We start from the raw sequence: 19,683 nt of genomic DNA, 5'->3' as shown, positions 1-19,683 counted from the left end.
GGATGGCGGTTAACGAGCTATCCCCGGGAGGGACCTTATGAAATCGTATGAGCAATCGCCCAGAAACGACAAAATGACCCGAAGAGACGTGCTTGCCGCGGCCGGGATCACGGGAGCCGCTTTCGTTGCGGGTGCTTCCATCTGGAACGCGCTTGATGCCGATACGGTGTCGGCAAGTCCAACACCCACAACCGTGCCCATTTATAATGTGAAGGATTATGGAGCTGTCGGGAATGGGACGACTGACGATACGACGGCTATCCAAAACGCATTGAATGATGCGAAAACGGGGAGCTTCTCGCATGTCATTGTGCCGCGAGGCACCTATAAGACAACGGCGGCGCTTCGCCTATTCGGCAACACGCGACTGACTTTGGAGAAGGGTGCGACTATACTGCGCTGCCACGACTCTTCGATTCTGATCAACGGTCTGAACAACGTCAGCTTCTCCGGCTATGACGGGAACGGCAACATCATCATCGAGGGGGGCGTGTGGGATTGCAACGTTGTGCAGTTTCCGGACCCCGGCAACTGCTTCGCCCTGGCGCGAGGGAGAAATATCGTGATCCGGGACCTTGAGGTGCGCGACGTTCCGAACTGCCATGCGATCGATATGAACGGCTGCGAAGATGTGTTGGTGGACAATTGCCGGTTTGTAGGCTATGTGGACCCCCAGACTGACCCATCGAGCAATTTGCGGGAGGCTATACAGATCAGCCCGCTTCTTCAGGCCGGTTTTCCTTACTTTGGCGTGTTCGATGGAACTCCGTGCCGGAATGTCATTGTCAGCAACTGCTATTTCGGTGCCAGCGGAACGACGGGCACGCAAGCCTGGCCGACCGGTGTCGGCAATCATTCCTCCGTTCACAACTTGTACTGCTCCGATATCAAAGTATACGGCAATACGTTCGACGGAATGACGTACGGCGGCGTGCGCAGTTTGAAATTTTCGGATATGATTGTAGCGAATAATCGGTTTATCAACTGCAAGATGGGCGTGATGCTGTCCAATACCCAGGCGAACACCGAAGGCTCCAAAGACGCGAACGGCGTTCAAAGCGGCTTGCCGCAATCCGGTAAAAACTATATCATCGCCGGCAATACGTTCACAGGAACGGTTACAACGAATATATATTGCGTAGGTACCGTCAAGGACATTTCCACCTATGCCAAAGTCGAATCCGTTCTGATCGCGGACAACGTATTCGAGCAAGGACCTGCCGCGAACAACGGGATCACGATCAAATGGGCGAACAACGTGACGATCAGCGGCAACCTATTGCGCAACCAATACCGCGGCGTACTCCTTTCTTATGTAAGCAACTGTACGGTTCACGACAATACGTTTATCGATATGACGACAGAAGCGGTATACACCGAGGAGCCGGATACGGATTATCGGTACAACGGTTTAACCGCAAACCTGAATGTACACGACAACTTCATACAGCGTACCGGCAGGACGGGGATTTTCATACAAAGCCTCGACGGATTCAAAGTGGAAAGCAACGTCATCGAGTCTCCCGCGACCGAAACCGACAACACGCGAAGCGGCATTCTGGCGGCGAATATGGCCAAGAACGGTCGGGTGGCCGGGAATAAAGTGAAGAAGGCCGCTTCCGGCAACCAGAATCAGTACGGAATCAGTGTCACAAACACATGCAGCGACGTACAGGTTACGGACAATAACGCGGAGGGCAAGACAGCGAGAGAAAGCATATTGGGGGCGACGAATTTCGAAGGCATCTACATTCACAGTCCGAACGGCACACGGTTCAAGATGACGGTCAGCGATAGCGGAACTCCGGTATTTACAGCCGGCTGACTTCTTTCGTAGATAACAAGGGGGTGGGGCTATGAGTCTTATCGAACGAACCAATCCGGAGACTTTTCGAATCATGACCTCCAATATATGGGGCAACTGCGGCGATAAGGCGATCGCCAACAGGGACGACAATCTGGCCGACGTGTTTCTTCGTTATAGGCCCGATGTTCTGGGGCTGCAGGAAGTGTCGCCCAAAGTCCGTCGGGAGCCGATCAATATTTTTGATTTGCTGGATTCTCATTATGCCGAGGTGGATGTGGATATAGGGCCATTGAGCAACAATTATACGCCGTTATTGTACCTGAAGGATAAATTTACGGTCCAACGCAGCGGATTCCACTCCTTTAGCGGCTTAAACGATTCAAACTCCAAATCCGTCACATGGGCGGAACTGGAGTGCAACAGCTCTGGAAGTCGCTTTGCCGTATGCAACACGCATTACTACTGGACAGAAGACGACGCGGGCAAGGAGGCGAGAATCAACAACAGCAAGGAGCTCGTTGATGTCGTCGCCGCCATCATGCAAATACGACGCATACCCGTATTATGCATGGGGGATTTTAACTGCCGGGCGTCGAGCGACCCGATCCGAAACTTGCTTGACCATGGTTTCGCCGATGCCCAGAGCGGGGCAACCGTCCGCACATCGGACTCGAATGCCTACCATCCCTACCCCGAATGGGACGAAGCCTTGCAAAGGTTTGCCAATACCCCTGCGCCGACAGGCAAATACGCTGAGGCCATTGACCATATCTTTTACACGGCCGGCACAGTGAGCATATTCGTGTACGAGACTATTGTTAGTCAAGGCGCACTTGATGCGTCCGATCATTGTCCGGTATACGTTGACCTGTCGTTTCAAGGGGCTTCGGCCGACAGTCCAAACGAAAGGTAATGGCCCTATGGAATCAACTCGCGCTGACGTAACGGCATCACCTGCCGCCTTTCTTGCACCGGATGCCTTGCACATCTGCTGGATGACCGATCTGCATCTGGTCGATGCGGTAACCGGACAACCGCAAGCGGAGGGGGCGATCCGAGGAAATCGGCATTACTACGCAGCCAAGCCAAAACTGCGACAAGCTGTCGATACGATCAACAAGGAACGGCCCGATTACGTCATCTGTACCGGAGACATCACCGATCATGTTCAACCGCTCGCCTCGTTTCAAGAGGAATGGGACCGCATTGTTGTGCCCAAAGACCTTGTGATCGGCAACCACGATCTCGACAACGGCTACCTCTCTCTAGTCGAACAACTCGGTTATACGAAACGTCCGGTTGTCGCCGGCAGCGTGTTCAACTGCTCGCTTTGCTTGCAGAAAGGGGCGATCCGCGTACGACTGCTGCTGCTCGATACCAATATTGGGGAAGATGGCATACACCGTGTCGGAACGTATGAAGGAGCGTTGCAGGAAGAGGCGATCGCATGGCTCGAACATGAAATGCGGACTTGCCCGGAATCTCTCGTGCTTTTGTTCTCCCACCATGGCATGGCCGGCCCGTTGAAATACTTCCATCAGCCCGATGTCGCCCGTTATTACGCGATGGTCGACCGGGTTGCAGAGGCAAAGCAATCATTCCAGCTCATACACTGCGCCGGTCATCATCATGTACACCCGGTTGCAGAAATCCAAGTCCGCACGCCTTATGAAACGTTTATCAACGGCGTTGCCATGATTAGCGAATCACACTCTTTCATGCACGTTTTATCCATTGCTCATGACGGGACGTGGACGCTCTCCTACCGGGAGCTGCGAGGAGATTCGGCATAGGATCATAAAGGAATGTCCCCCTTCTTACTCGAGAATTTGGCCGGCGAAGCCAATTCTCGGTATTGCAGAGGGGGATTTTTTCTTGTGTTTACTCCCACACAACCGAAGAATGGAAAAGCCCCTCCCAAAGAAGGAATCGATTGGAAAACGTCGAATCAAGTGGTAATACGTCGAAAGTCCCGATTATTGATTCCAACTACCCAGGTGATCGCCATGACGCTACCCCCACTTTTAAAGGGCATCTTCGCCCATAAACAAAAATCATACAAGATGGTCCTCATCCTAGCGGTTCTCGACATAATAGAGGAGCTGAAGAAGCAGGAGGTGCCCGTAACGTTGGTACGTGCACGCTTCCTGCAACAGCTACAATCCCGCGAGAAGCAAGGGCTGCCAGTCGATACGCCTCCGGAAAGCACGGGTCAACGATGGAGCCAGGTGCAGGGCTTTCAAATTAATGGCTTGATCCAGACGCCGATCAAGGCTCTAAAAGATGTGCTAGTCCTTGATTCTGGAAAACAAACGCTTCGCTTCACGGGCAGACAGAAACCAAATAAGCCATGTTCCCGCATACCGTTCACATAGAATCAGTGGCTTTGTTGGTGAGGGATGGTACAGAGGGCTGAGATTGCAGTGATGGAGCGGGTTTGGTGAGTAGTACAGATGTAATGGCTCCATGAAACAGAGGCAAGATATTAGTAGTTGACTGATTGTTGACGAAATTAATAGATTTAGATTGTTGGAGGCTAACTGGGATGTGCATATCGTATTGCTCCATTTTTTTACCAAAATTCGATGCATTATGTGCGCTTAAGTATTTACACACTCGGGCATGTGGCGTGCAGTCACCTGCTAGAAATACAAGATTAAAAGTACAGAGTGATAAGGTGAACTTTGCGAGGTTCACTTTTTAAAAAATTGAATATAGACTCATAGCATGGACAAACGATGAAAGTAATGTTACGTAGATAATACTAAAATATGGAACATGAATTTTTAGTTGTGTTATATCTGAGGTTATTTTGTGTTAGGATGGCAATATGAGCACCGATTTAGGAGGTACCGAATGAGTAACCTTACCAATCAGTTAAATGAACAGAAACTAAAGGTTGATTTTGATTCATACGATTTCAGTGTTAAAGAAATAATCAATATGGTAACTGAGGGTATTATTGATATTGCCCCTGAATTCCAACGGCAATTTAGATGGGATCCAGAACGGCAATCTGCACTTGTTGAATCAATTTTCCTTGGAATACCTATACCAAACCTGTTTATGGCAACTAATCCAGATGGAACATGGGAAGTTATTGATGGTGTTCAAAGAATTAGTTCAATAATTCATTTTGCTGGTGAAAAAGAAGCTTTGTCAAAAATCAACTTAAAAGAACCTCTAAAGATAACTGGCCTAGAAAAGGTTACCGAGTTAAATAACCTGACGTTTAATGAATTACCGAACACTTTAAAATTAAATTTTTTGCTCAAACCTTTGAAAATAACAACATTAAATGACAAAAGTGATCTAAATGTCAGATTTGATCTTTTTGAGAGGCTTAATACCGGCGGTATTAAACTTACCGACCAAGAGATCAGAAGTTGCATTTATCGTGGTCCTTTCAATGATTTCTTAAAGGAACTTTCGGAAGTGGAAGTCTTTAAGGCAGTTGTAAGATTGCCAGAGGAAAAGGAGAGTGACGGCACGAGAGAAGAACTTGTTTTGCGTTTTTTTGCATACTTATACAATTACCAGAATTTTGGCCACAGTGTGGTTGATTTTTTAAATAAATATATGAAAGAATCGAGCGGGAAATTTGATTTTGAAAAAAATAAGAAGATATTCTACGAAGTTTTTACTAAGCTAGCGGGAGCAGTCCCAAACGGAATAACAAGAAGGCTTAAAACGACTCCTTATAATTTATTTGAAGCTGTATCGGTAGGAGCAGCCTTAGCTTACATCAAAAATGGGGATATTGTAACAGACAGTATTGGGAATTGGCTAGCTTCCAATGAACTAAAGACGCTTACTTCAGGAGCAACAAATTCAAATCCAAGGGTACGAAAGAGAATTGAATATTGTATGCAAAAGTTTGAGGGCAGATAATGTTCGAAGACATCAAATCGGAATCAACAAGAAGACTTATTGAAATTAGAAATACCATAAAGTATATAAAACTCAGTGAGTCCCGTAGAAGAACGACGCCAGCAAATCCATCGGTAACTTGCATGAAGGGTCTATTTTTTGTTCATTTATACGGTGTGTATGAGTATACAATAAGTTCTTGTATTTCAAGTACCTTGGAATATATAAGTAACCTGAATATCAAAATAAGTGATTTTAAACCAAGATTCTTGAGTATGGCTCTTAACAGTGATATTGTTTCTTTGACCACGACAGGCATAGAAAGAAAATGGGAGAGAAGATGGGAGTTCTTTGATCTATTTCAGAATGACAATATTATTACTTTTGCTAATGACCTGATACCCACTGATGGAAAAAATATTCGCTATAGGCAACTTGGAAGTATTTGGAATTCATTTTCGATACAAGACCCAATACTTCCTAGACCTGAAATAGGAGGTAGGATTCATGAGATCGTGGAGTTTAGAAATTCAATAGCTCATGGAAACCAATCCCCTTCAGAAATAGGTAGACGATTTACCCCCGACGATTTATCAAAAAGATTTGAAGCCATAAATGAATACTGTACTTATTTTATAATGGTGCTTGAAAATTACATTGTTAATAGGCATTATTTGAAAGAGTAGTCAATTTTTATTGCTGAAATTTCTGCAATTTTTCAGGTCAAGAAAAGTGTATTGAATAACTTGGATTTCTGGATCAGCAATAATCAAGATAGACGCCCACCGAGGTAGCTATCCATCAGAAAAAATATTAAAGAAATCGAGTTGTTCTTTGATGCTTCTCTACTGACGGGCGTTTCCTTTTACCCACACTCGGATATGTCCGAGTGTGGGGCGTAGCTCCCTGCATCTCCCCCTCACGGGAACGTTAAGGGGAGGTTTTCTATAATCGAAAAGCATTTTGGGCAATATTACTTTTCTCTTCGCACGGCGCTTCCTTTAAATTTTCTTCTTTCTTTGATTTGAATACAGTCCTAATAACTTGGCAATAGAAGCCTGGGTCATTAGCCAATTGGTATTCAAGTTGTTTTGGTGATGCTTGATTATAACGTCTCAAGGCTTCAAGTTGTTCCCATGTTGCACCATGAACGGTGGTCAAGGGGAGATGCGATTACACGTTTAGCCAGAGGGAGCTTAGAAGTCATATTCACAGTCGATTTGTTTAATGAGGGTGTAGATATTCCTAGCGTAGATACCTTGTTTTTCGTCCGTCCAACGGAATCATTAACGGTATTCACACAACAAGTTGGTCGGGGGCCGCGATTGTCGGAGCAGAAGTCGCATTGTACGATCATTGACTCAATTGGAAATTAATTATTACCGAAATGCAGATGTGAAGCTTCGATTATTTGCAAGTGAAGGGGAAGCAAAGGGAACAGCAAAGGAATCACTTATTCCATCTGTACCGGTCGGATGTGAGCTTCATCTGGAGACGGCAGTCATCAATCTGCTCGATGAATTAAGCCGTAAGAAGCTACCGCATCGCGAGCGTTTGCATCGTTCTTTCTTTGATCTAAAGAATGAGCTCGGACGAATCCCTACTTATCTAGAGCTTTACCTTTATGGCAGATCCAACAGCTGGGAATATCGGAATGAATTCCATAAGGAGGTAGCGCCGTTCTTTCACGGTTTCCTTATGGAAAAGGAGTACCGGAGACGAATCGATTTCTCAGATAAGGACTCGAAACGGCTTTGGGAGTATAATGAGACCGGGGTTAGCCAGCTTATTGAACGTATGCCAATGGCGAAGTGGGGTTCGGCTAAAGGGAGCATGACCCGCTTCGAGGATGGGGCGTTTAGTCTAAGAATTGAGCTCGCTCATGAGTATCGGTCTATCCTGTATCGCTGGACAAAAGAAATTTGCCTTTATAGGCTGCATCATCATTTTGAGCGCAAAGAGCAAAAGCAAGGACCCCTTCAGTAATGATGGGGTATTCGTGTATTGATCATTTTATATGATAGACTCAAAGCAACACAGGCATTTCGTTAAGTAACAAACAAATTTTTATTAGTATGATTCGTCAGATCCAGATAACTTGGTGCAGGATGCTATCCATCACTTAAACCCGAACGTGAAGGAGAAAGTCGCTTTTCGTCGAATTATATACAGAAAAATAATTAGTTATTCTATGTTTACGGAGTTGGAAGAATTGGTACAGGATATTACATATACAGTAGGAAGTTTATTTGCAGGTATTGGTGGTTTTTGCAGAGCTTTTAAAAACGAAGGATTTAATGTGATATGGGCAAATGAGCTGGATCCTTATGCTTGTCAAACATATAAACATAATTACCCAGAAACTAGGCTATATGAGAAGTCCGTTGAAGACTTGTCTGTAATAAGTGATAATTTGGAATCAGTAGATATCCTTACTGCAGGATTCCCCTGCCAATCCTTTTCTCTTGCAGGGAATAAACTTGGCTTTGAAGATCCGAGAGGCAAACTTTTTTTTGAAATAATAAGATTGTTGAAGGAGTTTGGGAGAAATAAACCCAAGATAATTGTACTTGAGAATGTAAAAAACCTTCTATCCCATAATAAAAGTCAAACTTTTAAGAGAATAGAGGTTGAGATTCAAAATGCGGGTTATTGGTTTAAGGCACCAGTGGATGAGAAAGGGAACCTTCGATCGCAATTTAGTAATGCAAGGATACTTAATACTAGAGAGCACACGGAGATACCTCAAAACAGAGAACGACTCTATATGGTTGCCTTCTCGAGAGATTATTTTAATAACAATAACTTTAATTTTCCTACAATAAATGAGGAAGGCTTAAAAGACGTTAGAGAATTTTTAGATTTAGAAATGAAAGCTGATCCTGCTTTTTATTTCGATGAGAGTTCTAAGTACGGGAAAATGTTTGCAGAAAAAATTGCAAGGGGAGATAAAGATTCTGTTTATTTGTTAAGAAGAGCCTACGTTAGAGAGAACAAAAAAGATTGTACTTTCACTCTTACGGCAAATATGGGTGAAGGCGGGCACAACGTACCTGTCATACAAGATGATTGGGGTATAAGAAAACTGACACCCAGAGAATGTGCTCGTCTGCAGGGGTTTAAAGATAACCAGTTTTTATTTCCAGAAGGGATGCCAAAAGCTAAACAATATAAGCAAATCGGAAATGCTGTTACGGTTGACCTTGTACAAAAACTAGCAGCACAATGTCTGAAGACGTTAAATAGTGCAAAAAAATAAGGAGATCACCATGATAACTTGGAATTTTCCACCAAACAATTATGGCCAGATAACGGGGCTAAATGATGCGGGAATTGAAACGTTTCGGGGAAATCCTCTGGATTCTTTGGCAAGAGAAATTAATCAGAACTCTTGTGATGCGAAGGATACAAAAAACAACGGCCCGGTAGAGGTTCATTTTAACTTGGTATATGTACCAGCTCATTTCTTCCCAGAAAGAGACAGATTTATAAGTATACTTAATTCATGTAGAGAGTATTGGCAGGATAATGCTAGGACCAAGCAGTTTTTCGAAAATGCTCTATCAATTATGGAACTAGAAACAATCCCTTTTTTGAAAATTAGTGATTACAACACGACAGGGTTAACAGGAGCTAACGAAGGGCAGAGAGGTGGATGGCACAACCTTATAAAATCGGTAGGTTCATCAGATAAGGATTCACAATCAGGAGGCTCCTTCGGAATCGGTAAACATGCACCTTTTGCATGTTCTGATTTAAGAACCGTGTTTTACGGTACAAAAGAAGTGAATACTGGAGCAGAGGCCTTTCAAGGTGTGGCCAAGTTAGTAACTCACCTACATGAACATGATGAGCCGACGCAGGGGACTGGGTATTTTGGAGTAATTGAGAAAAACAGACCAATTACTGCAACAGCAGAGATAAATGCGCTTTTCAGAAGATCGGATATAGGGACGGATATATTTGTTGCTGGTTTTAATGAGAAGAGCGGATGGGAAGAAAAAATAATCAAATCTGTGCTTGAAAATTTCTTTATTGCTATATTAAACGAAAAATTAATCGTCAAGGTCGGAGACACAACCATAAACGCTAATTCACTAGCAGGTCTATTAGAGAAGTATACAAAAAATGACCCTGAATGCCTCTCGTATTATTATTATGAAGCATATACCCTTTCGAATCGATACCACTTCCCTAATAAGGACTTTTTAGGTCTTGGTGAGATAGACTTGTTTATTCTCCCAGGAAAGGACCTTCCTAAGCGGGTTGCTATGGTCAGAGGGACGGGGATGAAAATATATGATAAGGGGAGCTTCCGAACCCCCTTTAAGTTTGCAGGTGTAATGGTTGCAAAAGGTGAAGGCATAAACGACTTTTTAAGAAAAATTGAGCCGCCAACACATAATGCTTGGGAGCCAGATCGACACGAGAATCCGGAAGAGGCTAAGGGAATTATTAGAAAACTTTACGGATGGATAAATGAAAAGATTCGTTCAATAACAGTAGTTAGTGATGAAGAAGAATTGGATGTAGAAGGATTAAGTCAATATTTGGCAGACAAAGATGATCCTTCTTTAGAAACTCAAGCCCAGCAGGAAATTGTACAAAGCGGTTCTGAGGGAGAAAAAGTGGCTCCTAAAGATATTGAGATTGAAATTAATCATAGAAAAATGAAGCAAACAGCATTTGTTGGAATTAACGAGAGTTTTGACGTTTATCAGGAAACTGCAGCCGCTACTGAAGACCAGGAAGATATGCAGGGAAGTGGAGATGGCTCCACTGAAGGTAGCGGCAAGGGGTCAGGCGGAGAAGATAATAAAAGACAAGATACAGGTGGTAATAAAGATCAACCAGGAGATTCCAAGGCAAGGGAATTAAATGAGGGGAATAGTTCAGCTGCACCGAGCAAAAACGTGCGGTTAGTCCGCTCTCGAATTTTCTGTATAGATCCTAATGCTGCACTCTACAAAGTATCCATTCAAACAGATGGAGAGGGCTCTGGATATATCGGAATTAAAGTTATTGGTGAAGTAGGTGGAGAGCCGGCTCCTGTGAAATCGGTTATTTTACAGCAAACTGGGGAAAGTGTGGATGTCGGGAAAAATGGAAAAATCGGACCGGTATCTTTTTATAAAGATAAAAAATCTGACTTATTAGTTACTCTTGAAGGTTCACTTCGCTGTGCTCTGGAGGTGGCGATTCATGCAAATTAACTATCGCCAATATCCACATCCGGTCTTATCTTATTTTGCGGACGATGTCATTGATAGCGATTTTCAGGCATCACTTAAAAGCAGCAAGACCCAAAACACCTATATCTTTGAGGCACAATGTATAACCAGTAGTGATGGAATCAATCAGCTTATAGAAGAGAAAAAGGCCTGCTTCGCATTTCATTTTGAATGCTCGACAACACGGTATCGTAAAATATTTAAATCGTTTGACCCCATTTTTACCTTTCAGCTGCCTGCCGATTCAATAGAAGGAAAAGTACAGATCTGTTCTTTTATATTAGCTGCAGAAAATATAGAGCATTATTCATTACCTGAATTTCACCCGGATTATGAAGGTCACACCTTTTTTGTAAAAAAGGGTGATGTTTTAGCGATTGACGCCGAAAGGACGTTCTTCGCAGAAAAAGAGTATGATCCGTTAAGAAGGATTCCTTCCATTTTTTCTGTTCAGCCTAACCGCGGCGAGAATATGCCGTCATTTGACATGGATTCTTCCGGTCACAAAATTATAATTAAGCTATCTGAAGACAACTTTGAACACTATAAAACGATTTCTTTAAACCAAAATCTACAACCTTTGTTATCTTCGTTAATTATAATGCCGGCGTTAGTATCTATATTAGAAACAATTAAAAACGCGGGTGATCAGGAATTTGATCTTGAAGAGTGCCGATGGTATAGAGTGATTAGAAGCAGACTTAAAGAGTTAGGAATTGATATTGATAATAAAAGTACTTTTTCGGACTCGACTCTAGCTGTTGCTCAAAAGCTTATCGGAGAACCGCTTAATACTTCGCTATTAGCTCTTGTTAATTTTGAGGATGAAGACTGAGGTGTCGGGTTTATGGAATTAAGTTATATTAGTGATAATTCCCTAGAGGAATTGAAAGTTAACATTATAAATAATCTCGAAAAATATAAAGGGGAGGAGGTTTGGGTTGATAAATATTTTGGAGCAACCACGTGGAACTTTCCTTCCAAAATCAGAATAGAGAATATAGATTTACATATGCCGCAGAGCAGCACAATCCATTTTGATTTTGAAAATACAAAAAAAATATATACTACCTTGAAAGGACTTTCAATTTTACAAGCTACAGATGAAAGATTATGGGTTTACTTAACCCACACTACCTTTTGGAAATACATGAGGAAAAGATGGCCGGTGGAGTCGTATTTAGATAAAGATAAACCGGAAGAGGCAATTAAAGAACGTTATTTCTTTATGGCCAATCGAGATAGAGCTTTAATCCGAAATGGAATAGCGCGTTTATGGTGGTATGGCTATGTTTCTTACGATGAAAATAGAGAAGATCCCTTTGAACTTACGAAAGTACTTCTTTCTAAATTGGATATTGCCCAGAGTCTTCTTGAACGAAGTTTCTCAAGGAATCCAGATATAACTAAAGCAGTGCTTTCAGTACTGAAACAGAAAGAGCAGGAGTCCTCATTTATTGATAGAGAGAATTTTAGGAGCTTGATGATGTACATTAATCAGCTTGGTGGTGTTACAATCTTAGATACCTTGGATCGAGAAGATTTAGAGGAACTTATTAGAGAGAAAATCGAAACTTTGATGTAATAATAGTCCTGCCCAACAAACAGGGGTAGGATTATTATTTTTGTATAGCATGTTCCTTCGAAATGTTGTATTCTAATAATTTACGAGATGCCACTTGAAAAATAATCTATGAAATGTTAAGCTGCTTATATAGAACATACGTTCGTGAATAAAAGGTGGGGAGTACAATGGAAAGTAAAAAGCTGTTAGCGGTCGATTTGTTTTCCGGGGCTGGTGGGTTAAGTTTAGGTTTTTTACAAACAGGTCAAGTGAAAATTGTGGCCGCGGTGGAGAACAATGAGTCTGCCCAGAAAACATATATAAGGAATCATAATCGTTATAATCATGAGAGTGATGGAAGAGCTATTGGGTATCACAAGGATATCAGAAAAGTTAGCTTTCGAAAGATAAAAGATGATTGGCAGAAGATAGATCTTGTTTTTGGTGGGCCACCTTGTCAAGGATTTTCAAATGCAAACCGACAGAAGTCAGAGCTCATTTCAACTAATAATCAATTAGTAAAGGAATATGTCAGAGCTATAAAAGAATTGGAACCGGATGCCTTTGTAATGGAAAACGTCAAGGCTATGAAATCAGATAAACATAAATTTTTCTACTCATCAAAAGATCAGAAAGAGATTGTGGAGGACTTAGGAATAGAATTAATACCTGACAAAGTTATTTTAGGAAAACAGAATAATTTATCTTATGATCTTGTTTGTTTTCTAAGGAACTGCATTGAAAACAACATTGATTTGTCTCCATTTATAATTAATGATAAGAATTTGTTTTCTAAGATAAGTCATATAAGTAGAAAAGAGAAAGAGGCTCATATATATATTGCAAAAGCTCAAAATGCCTTACAGAAAACATTGTTGAAATGGAAAGAACAGCATAACAGTTATTGGAGTACTGCTTATGAAGAACTGTGGCTGAAGCTTGGGGGTTTATTATCGAGTAAAGAGCTTGCCGATTCATCCCGAAACGATTTGTTTTTAATTTTAAATGAAATCATTGAAGTTCAAAAAGTCCTGATGAAGATGAGCGAAATTCAATTCAATAACATTGAGATAGTCGATATTTTACTCGATCATAAGCATGTTTGTGTTAGTGTGCAGACGTATGGTGTAATGAATTACTTACTCTCTAAATTTAAGAGCCTTGGTTATGTAATAAATGAAGATCATATCATAAATGCTGCTCATTTCGGTGCGCCGCAGCTTCGAGAGCGCCTCGTTCTTATCGGAGTTAAAACAGATTTCGTAGGAGATAATTCTGTAGTCCTTCCGGATTCGATTATTAAGGATCCAGATCAGTTTTATAAAGTGCAGGATGCTATTGGAGATCTTGAGGAAAATGAACCATTTACAGTAATGGAAGGGAATCGACCTATTAATAAACCACTTCTTAATAGTTGTAACCCGCTTCTTCAGTATTTGCGTGGAACTACTAGTACAATTCATAACCATGTTATGACGGAAACGACTGATACGGCCTTGGAAAGATTTAAAGCACTGGAGCCAGGTCAAAATTTTCACGATCTAGACGAATCCTACAAACAAACATATTCTGATCCGGGTAGAACTCAAAATACTGTATATCTGAGACTTGATTATCGAGCTCCTTCTGGGACTGTTTTGAATGTTCGAAAGTCAATGTGGATACATCCGCGTAAAAATCGAGCAATAAGTATTAGGGAAGCAGCGCGACTTCAAACTTTCCCTGATGATTTTGTTTTTGAAGGTTCTAAAGATTCACAGTATCAGCAGATTGGAAATGCTGTCCCTCCACTTTTGGGCAGGGCAGTGGCTGAACAGGTATTAAAATACCTGGGAGTAGATGTTCAAGATACATTGAAAAATTTAATATCGCCGCAAGAAACAGCTATCGTTTAAGCTTAGAGTCTCTGCTCATTGAGTAGGAGGCTCTTTTATTTTGAAAAAAAGGATATCGTTGTTACATAAAGGATATAGGTCTTCTATGTCGAATATTGCTGTATATATAATAATCGGAAATATTTATTTAAACCTAGGAGTACCCACTATGAGTATAGTTATATCTCAGCCATCAGCTACCCCTGTTATCCATGCACTTCGTTCTCTAGGGTATAATGCAGGGACTGCAATAGCAGATCTGATTGATAACAGCCTTGATGCAAAAGCGACTAAAATCATTCTCCTATTTAAGTGTTTTGGAAACGATGGTGCCATAATTATTGCGGATAATGGTCATGGAATGAATGAAGATACGCTTCAAGCTGCAATGAATATTGGTTCCAAAGACCCGCGTGCAGATAGGCAGCCAAATGAACTCGGAAGATTTGGTATGGGGCTGAAGACAGCCTCATTTTCTCTAGGTAAGCGCTTGAGTGTTCTTACCAAACATAATGGGATTTATGCGCAGCGCTGTTGGGATCTAGATCATGTCTCCCAATGCAATGAATGGCAGCTGTTTACGGCAATTCCGGATGAAGTTAGGCAGTTCATGTGCGATTTTGAAGGAGATAGCGGCACAGTAATATGTATTGATAAGTTGGATCGGTTTATGGGAGCGGGAGGCGTAAACACGATACATGAAAGCAGTTTTTATGCCAAAGTCCGTCGTATACATCATCACTTAGAGTTTGTCTTTCATTCAATAATAGAAAACGGTAAGGTTCAGGTTATCCTAAATGGAAACGAGCTAGATCCCTGGGATCCTTTTATGGTTAAACACCCTTCTACTCTGGAAGGTGAAACACAGGTTCTAAACATAAATGGAAACAAAATTAAAGTAAAATATTATGTTCTTCCTCATGCTTCATTCTTAAATGAAATGGAATACAAAAGGGCAGGGGGCAGCAGAGGATGGAGAGATCATCAAGGCTTTTATATATATCGTGAGAATAGGTTGCTGCATTATGGAGATTGGTTGGGGATGTTTCAAAAGGATACTTCATCCCAACTGGCAAGAGTACGAATCGATTTACCAAATGCTGCAGATGAAGATTGGCAGGTAGATATTAAAAAGTCTGCAGTTATTCCTCCAGATAATGCAAAAACAAGACTTGAAACAATTGCAAGATTTGTTCGTAAAATTTCGCGCGATGTCTTTTATTATCGGACTCAAGGATCCCATCCTAGTCAAACCTTCAAAGGGAGTCTCAATACTTGGGAGTTATCAGGTAGCGATGAAGGGCAGCAATTTGTATTAAATAGAAATCACCCTATTTTATCAGAAATACAGGAAAAAATAGATGATGAAACTTCGAAGCTGCTTAACTTGTATTTAAAGTTTGTTCAGTTGGGGTCACCCAGTAATATAACCGATTCACCCAAAGTAGAGGAAGAATCAATTCAAATAGTTACCGATGCCATGAAAGAGTTAGTGATCCAGTTTGCTTCTACCTTAATTAAACTTCAAGTTGTACAAAATATGCAGCAGTTGATAGATGCACTTGTTACTCAACCTGCTTTTGATGGTTTAAATCGCAAAACGTTGAAATCAATTATAGAAGAGGCGAATGTCAGTCATGAATGAGGCGAAAAAGTTATTTGAACACACTTTTGCGACTAATTATATGAATTTGAAGTCTGTTTTGCCCAGCCAAGAGAAAGCAGCTGAGAAGGCATTAGAATTTTCGAAGCTCGTTATTCAAGGTCAAAACATAGGAGAAAGTTTGGTTGAGCAGTGGTCGTTAGAAATGTATATGAAATTTAATGTTGGTTTTGACATCATAAAAACACCTGTATTACGTTCAGAAGAAGATAGAAATTGGTACAGCCCCAAATTACTCTTTGGAGCTTTTTTTTGGACCCGTTACAGAGACTATTTAATCAGAGTCAAGAATTGGGATCAAGAGGCCGTTGACTCCATTGATGATTCAACAAACGAAATCATGCGATCCTTGGGTAACCCAGAGGATATTTATCCTTTTGACAAGCGTGGGCTTGTTTTAGGATATGTGCAATCTGGGAAAACTGCCAACTTCACAGGGTTAATTAATAAAGCTTACGATATTGGATATAAGTTGGTAATTGTATTATCAGGGGTACATAATGACCTCCGGGCCCAGACACAGTTAAGATTAGATGAAGAAGTCATTGGCAGCAGAGTCGATAAGACTGGAAAACCGGTTGGAGTTGCCCAAATCTATGCAAATACACCTAATCATATTATTTCTTCTTGGACTACTGTGGAACGTGATATCTCGTCTGAACCAAGCGGTATTTTTAATTTGAATCAAAAAACTCTTATGGTTGTTAAAAAGAATAGTATTGTTCTGGAGTCGCTGAAAAATCAGCTCGAATACCAGAAGAAGTTATTTAGTTTAGATATTCCTGTTTTAATTATTGATGATGAAGCAGATCAGGCATCGGTTGATACTTCCAAGGATGAAGATCCAAAAACTATTAATAAGCTAATACGGCAGATATTGGAGGTATTCGACAGGAGATGTTATGTGGGTTATACAGCGACGCCCTTTGCAAATTTATTAATTAGTGCTGAGGCCAAAACGGAAGATGGAGGAAAGGATCTTTACCCAAAGGATTTTCTTGTTGGGCTCCCCAAACCTAAAGAATACTGTGGTCCAGAAGAATTCTTTAATGTTGAAGAAGAAGCAGACGATCCACGCCCAAGTTTAATTCGCCCTTTAAGGGATGCGGATATAGAAGTCTTTACTGGAATTAAAACAAAAGGTGACGCTGATAAATTTGAAGAGGTTCCTCCTCAGATGGAGGAATCGATCTTGGCATTTCTTTTAACGATCGCTGTACGAAATCTGCGAGGTCAGCGGAACAAACATAATTCAATGCTTATTCATACCTCGCGTTTTAAAGATGTTCAGTCGAGTGTAAAAGACGGTGTTGACAAAGTATTCAAAGAAATTATTACGCAAATTCAATATAACGAAAATAGTATGATTGTAAACGCACTTAAAGAGCTTTATGAGAGAGATATAATTCCAACAAGCAAAGCATGGCCTGGTGACTTAAAAGAATTCAGCTGGGATGAGGTTTATCAGGAGCTTAAGGAAAGTTCTAACAAAGTCAGTGTTTTTGAAATAAATGGAAATAGTAAAGATGCATTAGACTATCACCAATATAAAGAGGACGGTTTAAACGTAATCGCAGTTGGCGGAGACAAGCTATCACGTGGACTTACGCTTGAGGGACTCAGCATAACCTACTATTTTAGGAATTCGTTAATGTACGATACATTAATGCAGATGGGACGCTGGTTTGGATATCGAAAAGGATATATGGACTTATGCAGAATCTACACTACCGCAGAGATTGCTTCTAATTTTGAACATCTTGCCATTGCCATGATTGAACTGCGGAGAGAATTTGATAGGCTGGCAAAAGCAAAAAAGACACCATTGGAATACGCAGTAAAAATGCTGAGTCATCCAACTATGACATTAACAAGTCCGTTAAAAATGAGAAATGCCTCTATAACAAATGTAATTTATAGGCTGACCCTGCAGCAAACACGTATATATGAGAACAAGGAATCTTTTTTTTCTCGCAATATAAAAGTAACAGAGACTTTAATAAATAAATTATCCTCCGATTTCAAAAAGACACGTATAGGCTCGGGGAAAACGGGTTACTACATGGCTCAGAAAGTTGGCGTCGATAAAGTATTAACATTCTTATCTGAATATAAAACCAGCCAAGGGGCTGATAAAGTTGATAGCACCAAGATTGTAAATTATATTCAGCAAGTTAATGATATTGGAGAGCTATTATATTGGACCGTAGCAGTAGTTGAAGGAGATCCAAGCGATAAGAGTGGTCTTGAGAAGTTTCCAGTACGTCTTGGGACATTAAAGATTGGCTCAGCTGTAGTTCGTGGTGTTAATGCGGAAGAGTATAACAATCAAGGACAGGCGAAAATTGATATACGGGCTATAGTTGCTTCGCGGCAGGAATTTATTGATCTCGATCATGCTGAAATAAAGAATATGAAAGACAAGCAAGAGATTAGAAAACTGAGACCAAATGAAAATGGGATGCTTCTTATTTACCCGCTTCACCCTAAAGTAAAAGTATTTGACGACTTAGGATTTGCCTTTTGTGAGAACATGGTACCGATTGGAATCGGAATCTCGTTTCCTGATTCAGTTTTAGATGATTCTAAGATTTATGAAGTAAACAAAACTATTAAGTAAGAATTCTCATATAGTAAGGAAGATGTGCTGAATGCTGAATCTTAAATTAGAATATGAGCAGATGATTAATGAAATAAACAACCAATCTCAGCAAGAAGTATACAAATTGAGGGTCCTAACGGCTGAAAATCCTATACTTTTTGCAGGTGTAGATACTGCAAGTATGACTAGGCAGTTGTATATTGATTTGGGTTTTGAATCTTGGGAGACAGATCAGCTTAAGGCACTTCCAAAATGGCGAGGTTTATCTATTCAAATTGAGTATTACGAAAAAGTGGCTTTATTGAGGGGCCATTATTTTCTTGTATTGAGGCAAGAGGCTGAACATGGTACAGAGATATTTGAAGTTGTACTGCAGAATGTCGTGGATCATTTGCTGTTAAGGGAACAGAATGAATCGATATTTTCGGTAATATACAAGGTGCTTGAGAGATGGCGTGTATTTTTTCAAAAAGGCGGTTACCGTAAACTAACCGAAGAACAGCAACGGGGGCTTTTTGGGGAACTGTGGTATATACAGGATTGGCTTAACCGGTTTCCAACTTCTCCGCCACTTATAATTGAACAATGGGAAGGTCCAACTAGTGGTCGAATTGACTTTAAGCATTCTAAACGCGGTGTAGAGATTAAAACGGCATTAAATAAGTTAAACAAGACAATTAAAATTTCAAACGAAAATCAGTTAAGGTTGACCAATGCAGTTACTAGTATATATCTCTATGTTTGCTTTATAGAACCAAGCAAAACTCATGGCATTTCTCTACATTCCCTTGTTAATGAGGTTCGCAAAAAAATTGCAAGCCGCTCAGACCGCATGTTATTAAAGTTTAATGACCTTCTTGAGGATTTAAGATTTAAAGAAAATGATTATACCGATGATTTCTTTTTTGTAGATAAAGTAGAGGTATATGAAGCCGCGGCGAACTTCCCAAGAATATTACAGGAAGATCTCCCAAAGGGAATATCCCATGTTAGCTACAGTATAGACCTTACACATTGTACTGATTTTGAGAGAGAAGTAGAAGAGGTATTTGATTTGTGATGGGGGACTTAT

Annotated in this window: 16 protein-coding genes; all 16 read left to right on the top strand. The window is 41.0% G+C overall.

The window, feature by feature from the left end:
• The first annotated feature begins 37 nt into the window (after positions 1–37).
• Positions 38–1,825, top strand: a complete 1,788-nt coding sequence (locus tag FE783_RS13745) for a NosD domain-containing protein (RefSeq protein ID WP_138879934.1) — start codon at positions 38–40, stop codon at positions 1,823–1,825.
• A 31-nt stretch (positions 1,826–1,856) separates the two neighbouring features.
• A complete protein-coding gene (locus FE783_RS13740) occupies positions 1,857–2,720 on the top strand; it encodes an endonuclease/exonuclease/phosphatase family protein (RefSeq protein WP_138879933.1) in 864 nt (287 codons plus the stop codon).
• A 7-nt stretch (positions 2,721–2,727) separates the two neighbouring features.
• Complete coding sequence (locus FE783_RS13735; RefSeq protein ID WP_158301793.1) at positions 2,728–3,600, top strand: metallophosphoesterase family protein; 873 nt, start codon at positions 2,728–2,730, stop codon at positions 3,598–3,600.
• An 84-nt stretch (positions 3,601–3,684) separates the two neighbouring features.
• Positions 3,685–4,182: a hypothetical protein gene (locus FE783_RS13730; RefSeq protein ID WP_138879931.1), complete on the top strand. Its 498-nt coding sequence runs from the start codon at positions 3,685–3,687 to the stop codon at positions 4,180–4,182.
• A gap of 481 nt (positions 4,183–4,663) precedes the next feature.
• Positions 4,664–5,698: a DUF262 domain-containing protein gene (locus tag FE783_RS13725; protein ID WP_138879930.1), complete on the top strand. Its 1,035-nt coding sequence runs from the start codon at positions 4,664–4,666 to the stop codon at positions 5,696–5,698.
• Positions 5,698–6,363 carry an MAE_28990/MAE_18760 family HEPN-like nuclease gene (locus FE783_RS13720; RefSeq protein WP_138879929.1) on the top strand — a complete coding sequence of 222 codons (666 nt, stop codon included), beginning with the start codon at positions 5,698–5,700 and terminating at the stop codon, positions 6,361–6,363. The genes FE783_RS13725 and FE783_RS13720 overlap by 1 nt, the downstream gene beginning before the upstream one ends.
• 411 nt (positions 6,364–6,774) lie before the next feature.
• Positions 6,775–7,053: a helicase-related protein gene (locus tag FE783_RS38820; RefSeq protein ID WP_338015845.1), complete on the top strand. Its 279-nt coding sequence runs from the start codon at positions 6,775–6,777 to the stop codon at positions 7,051–7,053.
• Entirely contained in the window at positions 7,043–7,663 is a 621-nt protein-coding gene (locus FE783_RS13715; RefSeq protein ID WP_338015844.1) for a hypothetical protein, read from the top strand. The genes FE783_RS38820 and FE783_RS13715 overlap by 11 nt, the downstream gene beginning before the upstream one ends.
• 226 nt (positions 7,664–7,889) lie before the next feature.
• The gene (locus tag FE783_RS13710) at positions 7,890–8,936 is read left to right on the top strand and encodes a DNA cytosine methyltransferase (RefSeq protein WP_202916186.1); all 1,047 of its coding nucleotides are present in this window, start codon (positions 7,890–7,892) and stop codon (positions 8,934–8,936) included.
• Positions 8,937–8,946: 10 nt separating this feature from the next.
• The gene (locus FE783_RS13705) at positions 8,947–10,890 is read left to right on the top strand and encodes a hypothetical protein (protein WP_138879928.1); all 1,944 of its coding nucleotides are present in this window, start codon (positions 8,947–8,949) and stop codon (positions 10,888–10,890) included.
• A complete protein-coding gene (locus tag FE783_RS13700; protein ID WP_138879927.1) occupies positions 10,880–11,743 on the top strand; it encodes a hypothetical protein in 864 nt (287 codons plus the stop codon). Before FE783_RS13705 ends, FE783_RS13700 begins: the two co-directional genes overlap by 11 nt.
• Before the next feature lie 12 nt (positions 11,744–11,755).
• Complete coding sequence (locus FE783_RS13695; RefSeq protein WP_138879926.1) at positions 11,756–12,493, top strand: DUF6339 family protein; 738 nt, start codon at positions 11,756–11,758, stop codon at positions 12,491–12,493.
• Between the two features lie 167 nt (positions 12,494–12,660).
• Positions 12,661–14,367: a DNA cytosine methyltransferase gene (locus FE783_RS13690; RefSeq protein WP_138879925.1), complete on the top strand. Its 1,707-nt coding sequence runs from the start codon at positions 12,661–12,663 to the stop codon at positions 14,365–14,367.
• 148 nt (positions 14,368–14,515) lie between these two features.
• A complete protein-coding gene (locus FE783_RS13685) occupies positions 14,516–15,991 on the top strand; it encodes an ATP-binding protein (protein WP_138879924.1) in 1,476 nt (491 codons plus the stop codon).
• Complete coding sequence (locus tag FE783_RS13680) at positions 15,984–18,629, top strand: Z1 domain-containing protein (RefSeq protein ID WP_338015843.1); 2,646 nt, start codon at positions 15,984–15,986, stop codon at positions 18,627–18,629. The genes FE783_RS13685 and FE783_RS13680 overlap by 8 nt, the downstream gene beginning before the upstream one ends.
• 31 nt (positions 18,630–18,660) lie before the next feature.
• Positions 18,661–19,671: a PD-(D/E)XK motif protein gene (locus FE783_RS13675; RefSeq protein ID WP_138879922.1), complete on the top strand. Its 1,011-nt coding sequence runs from the start codon at positions 18,661–18,663 to the stop codon at positions 19,669–19,671.
• Positions 19,672–19,683: the final 12 nt, after the last annotated feature.

This window comes from Paenibacillus mesophilus (genome assembly GCF_005938385.1).
Classification (GTDB): Bacteria; Bacillota; Bacilli; order Paenibacillales; family NBRC-103111; genus Paenibacillus_AB; species Paenibacillus_AB mesophilus.
Note: the sequence above shows the minus strand (reverse complement) of the source record. Positions and strands in the feature narration are given on the sequence as shown.

Excerpts from the sequence above, each read along its gene's own strand:
- FE783_RS13685 (WP_138879924.1), top strand. The coding sequence starts at position 14,516 with ATGAGTATAGTTATATCTCAGCCATCAGCTACCCCTGTTATCCATGCA.
- FE783_RS13740 (WP_138879933.1), top strand. The coding sequence starts at position 1,857 with ATGAGTCTTATCGAACGAACCAATCCGGAGACTTTTCGAATCATGACC.
- FE783_RS13675 (WP_138879922.1), top strand. The coding sequence starts at position 18,661 with ATGCTGAATCTTAAATTAGAATATGAGCAGATGATTAATGAAATAAAC.
- FE783_RS13695 (WP_138879926.1), top strand. The coding sequence starts at position 11,756 with ATGGAATTAAGTTATATTAGTGATAATTCCCTAGAGGAATTGAAAGTT.
- FE783_RS13720 (WP_138879929.1), top strand. The coding sequence starts at position 5,698 with ATGTTCGAAGACATCAAATCGGAATCAACAAGAAGACTTATTGAAATT.
- FE783_RS13700 (WP_138879927.1), top strand. The coding sequence starts at position 10,880 with ATGCAAATTAACTATCGCCAATATCCACATCCGGTCTTATCTTATTTT.
- FE783_RS13690 (WP_138879925.1), top strand. The coding sequence starts at position 12,661 with ATGGAAAGTAAAAAGCTGTTAGCGGTCGATTTGTTTTCCGGGGCTGGT.
- FE783_RS13735 (WP_158301793.1), top strand. The coding sequence starts at position 2,728 with ATGGAATCAACTCGCGCTGACGTAACGGCATCACCTGCCGCCTTTCTT.
- FE783_RS13680 (WP_338015843.1), top strand. The coding sequence starts at position 15,984 with ATGAATGAGGCGAAAAAGTTATTTGAACACACTTTTGCGACTAATTAT.
- FE783_RS13705 (WP_138879928.1), top strand. The coding sequence starts at position 8,947 with ATGATAACTTGGAATTTTCCACCAAACAATTATGGCCAGATAACGGGG.
- FE783_RS13725 (WP_138879930.1), top strand. The coding sequence starts at position 4,664 with ATGAGTAACCTTACCAATCAGTTAAATGAACAGAAACTAAAGGTTGAT.
- FE783_RS38820 (WP_338015845.1), top strand. The coding sequence starts at position 6,775 with ATGCTTGATTATAACGTCTCAAGGCTTCAAGTTGTTCCCATGTTGCAC.
- FE783_RS13745 (WP_138879934.1), top strand. The coding sequence starts at position 38 with ATGAAATCGTATGAGCAATCGCCCAGAAACGACAAAATGACCCGAAGA.